The organism is Candidatus Protofrankia californiensis, assembly GCF_900634765.1.
Taxonomy (GTDB): domain Bacteria; phylum Actinomycetota; class Actinomycetes; order Frankiales; family Frankiaceae; genus Protofrankia; species Protofrankia californiensis.
Map to the genome: position 1 here is coordinate 10,309 of NZ_CAAAFT010000272.1, position 4,124 is coordinate 14,432.

Annotated in this window: 4 protein-coding genes and 1 pseudogene; 4 read left to right on the forward strand and 1 reads right to left on the reverse strand. The window is 66.1% G+C overall.

From position 1 onward, the window contains the following. On the reverse strand, positions 1-1,088 hold a 1,088-nt coding region (gene sigJ, locus DD1DGNOD_RS14955), incomplete at its 3' end, for an RNA polymerase sigma factor SigJ (protein WP_430827811.1). 219 nt (positions 1,089-1,307) lie between these two features. On the opposite strand from sigJ, the gene DD1DGNOD_RS31205 reads away from it, so the two are divergent. From DD1DGNOD_RS31205 to DD1DGNOD_RS14970, 4 genes and pseudogenes are all read left to right on the forward strand, one after another. Beyond that, positions 1,308-1,634, forward strand: coding sequence for a hypothetical protein (locus DD1DGNOD_RS31205; RefSeq protein WP_206443191.1), 327 nt, complete (start codon positions 1,308-1,310; stop codon positions 1,632-1,634). Continuing rightward, a pseudogene (locus DD1DGNOD_RS14960) lies at positions 1,574-2,425 on the forward strand (MFS transporter); the annotation flags it as partial. The gene DD1DGNOD_RS31205 and the pseudogene DD1DGNOD_RS14960, both read left to right, overlap by 61 nt. A gap of 136 nt (positions 2,426-2,561) precedes the next feature. Beyond that, positions 2,562-3,218, forward strand: a complete 657-nt coding sequence (locus DD1DGNOD_RS14965) for a hemerythrin domain-containing protein (RefSeq protein WP_131767051.1) — start codon at positions 2,562-2,564, stop codon at positions 3,216-3,218. Between the two features lie 115 nt (positions 3,219-3,333). Continuing rightward, positions 3,334-4,029 carry an NAD(P)-dependent oxidoreductase gene (locus DD1DGNOD_RS14970; RefSeq protein WP_131767052.1) on the forward strand — a complete coding sequence of 232 codons (696 nt, stop codon included), beginning with the start codon at positions 3,334-3,336 and terminating at the stop codon, positions 4,027-4,029. Positions 4,030-4,124 lie beyond the last annotated feature (95 nt).

Below are 4,124 nucleotides of genomic sequence, written 5' to 3' on the forward strand. Positions count from 1 at the left end.
CGTCCGATTGGTTCAGGAGATGGGGTGCTGGGCGATGATCGTGTCCGGGGAGTCGGTCCAGAGCTGGTGCCGGTCTGCCGTGACGGTGAGCCCGGTCCGGGCCGAGTCGGCGCTGGTCCACCCACGGTAGGCGTCCTCGGCTTGAGTCCGGTTCTGAGTATGGGTCCGGGTGGACATGACGACACGGGATGCCTCATGGCCAGCGATTCCTGATCCGCCAGGACCAGGTTGTGGAGTTTGTCGGGGTCGAGGATCAGGTCGATGGTGGCGATGCGCTCTTCGATCACGGTGAGGCCGGCGACCGCGATGACACCAGCCGATGTTCGAGCGACGATCCCGGCGGTGCCGTTGACCAGAGCCGGCCGGCAGTGCTGCGCGAAGCGTGGGCCTTGGGTGGCGACCTGCCGTGCGACGTCTGCGGAACCGGTGAGCAGAGCGGGCACGGGCCGGGTGTGTGAGCCGGTGTCAACGCGGAACACGACGTCGGGATCAAGCAGTGCGACGAGGGCGTCGAAGTCGCCGGCGCGGGATGCCGCCAGGAACGCGGCCACGACCTTGCGCTGCGTGGCGAGGTCGGCGTCCGGGACAGTTGCGGTGCCTCGCAGCCGACGTCGGGCGCGGCTGGCGAGCTGACGGGCCGCGGCGGGTGTCCGGTCCAGTATCGGGGCGATCTCCTCGAACGGCACGGCGAACATGTCGTGTAGAACGAACGCGAGCCGCTCGGATGGGGTGAGTGTCTCGAGTACGACGAGCAGTGCCAGGCCGACGGAGTCGGCGAGCAGCGTTTGCTGCTCCGGGCCGTCGCTGTCTTCGACGTTGACGATCGGCTCGGGTAGCCAGGTGCCGATGTAGTCCTCCCGGCGCGCCCGGCGGGCGCGCAGCATGTCGATGCACACGCGTCCCACGACCGTCGTCAGCCAGCCGCCGAGGTTGCCGATCGTATCGTCGTTGGAGCGGCTCAGACGCAGCCATGCCTCCTGGACCGCGTCCTCAGCCTCGCTGGGCGAACCGAGCATGCGGTAGGCGACCGCATGCAGCTGTGGGCGTTGTCGCTCGAACTGCTCGGCATGCCACGTCTCATCGTCCACGGATCACACCCCCTTCGATCGAACCCCTCCTTAAGCATTGACGGATCCGGCGCCGCAGATGTGACAGGGCCGCACCGCCGAGTCCACCAGTTCCGGGTCCTGGGCGTCGCCGACGGCTGCGGCGGTCACATCTGCCTATCGGGATCCGACAGAGAGATGACAGCCGAACACGGCCGACATCAGCCGGCGACGACGACCGCGCACGGGAGGGATCTTGAATTGGACTCAATCACCGGTGGCTCAGGGACCGAACGCCTGATCGAGACGAGCCGACCGAGCGAGCGCCTTGCTGGCAACGTGGTCACAGCCAACGGCACCGGCTCCAAAGTCGCCAACTCTACGATCGCCACCGACGGGTCCTTCCTCGAGACTCGCCGCGGCAAGCTCACGCTGGCCTTGTTGTGCGCTGTCGCCTTCCTCGACTTCGTCGACGCCTCGATCGTCAATGTGGCCCTTCCCGACATCCGGCGCGACCTGGGCTTCTCGACATTGTCGGAAGTGTCCTGGTCACCGGCGGGATGCTGCTGCTCGTCTTCGCGCTGGTGAAAGCACCCGATCAGGGCTGGGGCTCGGGCCGCACGATCGGTGAGCTCGCCGGAGCAGCAGTCCTGCTGATCGCATTCCTGATCAACGAGCAGCTGGGCAGGAATCCGCTGCTGCCACTGTCGATCTTCCGCGTCAGGGGGCTCGGCGCCGCCGACGTCACCGGGCTGATCGCCTTCGCGGGCCTCATCGCGATGTTCTTCTTCCTCACCCTCTACATGCAGAACGTCCTCGGGTACTCGCCGATCGAGACCGGCGCGGCCTATCTCCCGCTCTGCTTCGGCGTCGGCATTGCCGCCGGCGTCTCCTCGCAACTGCTCGTCCGGGTAGGAACCCGACCCGTGATCGTCATCGGCGCGCTGCTCGCGGCCGGTGGCTTGTACTACCTGTCTCGGATTCCCGTCGACGGCTCCTATCTCACCGACCTGTTCCCGGGCCTCATGATCGTGTCGTTCGGGCTGGGTGCGGTGTTCGTCGGCGTCACCACCGCAGCCAACGCCGGCGTGCCCGCCGACAGGGCCGGGCTTGCCGCCGCGCTGCTCAACGCCTCGCAGCAAGTGGGTGGCGCGCTGGGACTGGCAATCTTCTCCGCGGTCGCCACCTCCCATACCGACCACCTGCTGGCGGACCACACCGCCATGCCGGACGCGCTCACCTCGGGTTTTCACCGGGCGCTGCTGACCGGCAGCTTCTTCCTGCTCGCCAGCGCCTTTATTGCGCTGCGTACCAGCAACGCACGCGGTGAGGCCCACCAACCTGAATCCGGCGCGTTGCCCGAACCAGCCCGGCTATGACCGCGACCGCCTCCCCCGCGTGCTGCCGCCATCGGTGATCGCCAGACGCAGGGCGCCGGTAACCGACACCTCAGGACCTACCCGGACCAGCAGCAGCGCGGTCCCCCGATCAACCATCTACCTACCCGGAGCACAGATGACCAACAGCACCAACGCTGGGAACGACCACACGTCCCCGCTGGCCGGCACGGTCGATTTCACCATGATGTATGCGGCGCACGCCGCCTTCACCCGCGACCTGCAGCGCCTGCGACTCGCGTACGAACGTGGCGACGTCCGGACACCGGCAGCGCGCGCACGTTGGGCGACGTTTACCAAGCAGATCCACATCCACCACCAGGCCGAGGACACCGCCCTGTGGCCCCTGCTACGCAACAAAGCACTTCGGCCTGACGAGATCACTGTCCTCGATGAGATGGAGGCCGAGCACGCGCAGATCGACCCGCATCTCGAACACATCGACAACGCCCTCGCATCGGACAACGCGGCAAGCCTTATGGAGAGCATCGATGCCTTCGCCACGAGCCTGACCGTCCATATGCGGCACGAGGAAAACGAAGCCCTGCCGTTGGTCGAGGCATATCTCGGCCCCGACGGATGGGCAGCTTTCACCGCGACCATCCGTAAAACACAAGGTCTGCGTGGTGGCGCGGAGTTCCTCCCGTGGCTGCTCGACGACGCATCCGAGGTAATACAAGCCAAAGTGCTCGGGCTGCTGCCACCACCCGTCAGGTTCCTCTACCGTCGGATATGGGCGCCAAAATATCACCGCATAGCAGGTATCACCGCATAGCGGACCATACAAAACCCTCTCGGGCTGATCGACGTGTCAAGTAAGAGCAAGTAAGCGCAAATAAGAGAACGAAACCAGGCGACCTGCGCACCCGCGGGTCAGAAGGAGCCTAATCATGAGGATCGTCGTTTTCGGAGCCAACGGGCCGACCGGCCGACTGCTGACCGAGCAGGCACTGGCCGCTGGTCACGACGTCGCCGCGGTGACCAGGCGACCGGCGGAATTCCCGATCACGCACGAACGACTCGACGTCGCGGAGGCCGACGTGCATGACACGCAGGCCGTCGACCGAACTGTCGAAGGAGCCGACGTCGTGCTGTCGACGCTCGGCGTGCCGTTCACCCGCAAGCCGATCAACATCTACAGCGACGGAATCCATAACATTACCGCTGCAATGGTGCGGTACGGGGTCAAGCGAGTGGTCGTGGTGAGCTCGAGCGCCGCCGAGCCGCACCATCATGCGGACGGCGGTTTCCTGCTGAACCGTGTCTTCCAGCCGTTGATCACCGCGACGATCGGCAAGACGACCTACGCCGACATGCGCCGCATGGAGGGATTCCTGCGCGGCAGCGACCTGGACTGGACGATCATGCGCCCCTCGGGTCTCTTCGATGCACCCGGTGTGACGAGCTACGAGCTTCGCGAGGACCAGGCGCCGGGTATCTTCACCAGCCGCGCGGACCTTGCCGCGAGCCTGCTTGAACAGGCGGCCGATGCCCGGTTCGTACATAAGGCGGTCGCGGTGACAACCTCCGAAGGTGCCCCCACGCTGTTCCAGATGTTGCGCCGGGAGGCATTCAAGCGAGACTGACCTCCAGCGCGGATGGCGGGCTCACCGAGAACCGTCAGCAGTTGGCCAGGTGGCCAGCGCGTGGGCAAGAGGAAGCCTCGCCCACGCGCTGGCGG

What these genes read in the sequence shown, in the direction of transcription:
- DD1DGNOD_RS14965 (WP_131767051.1), top strand. Translation starts at nt 2,562, where the DNA reads ATGACCAACAGCACCAACGCTGGGAACGACCACACGTCCCCGCTGGCC.
- DD1DGNOD_RS14970 (WP_131767052.1), top strand. Translation starts at nt 3,334, where the DNA reads ATGAGGATCGTCGTTTTCGGAGCCAACGGGCCGACCGGCCGACTGCTG.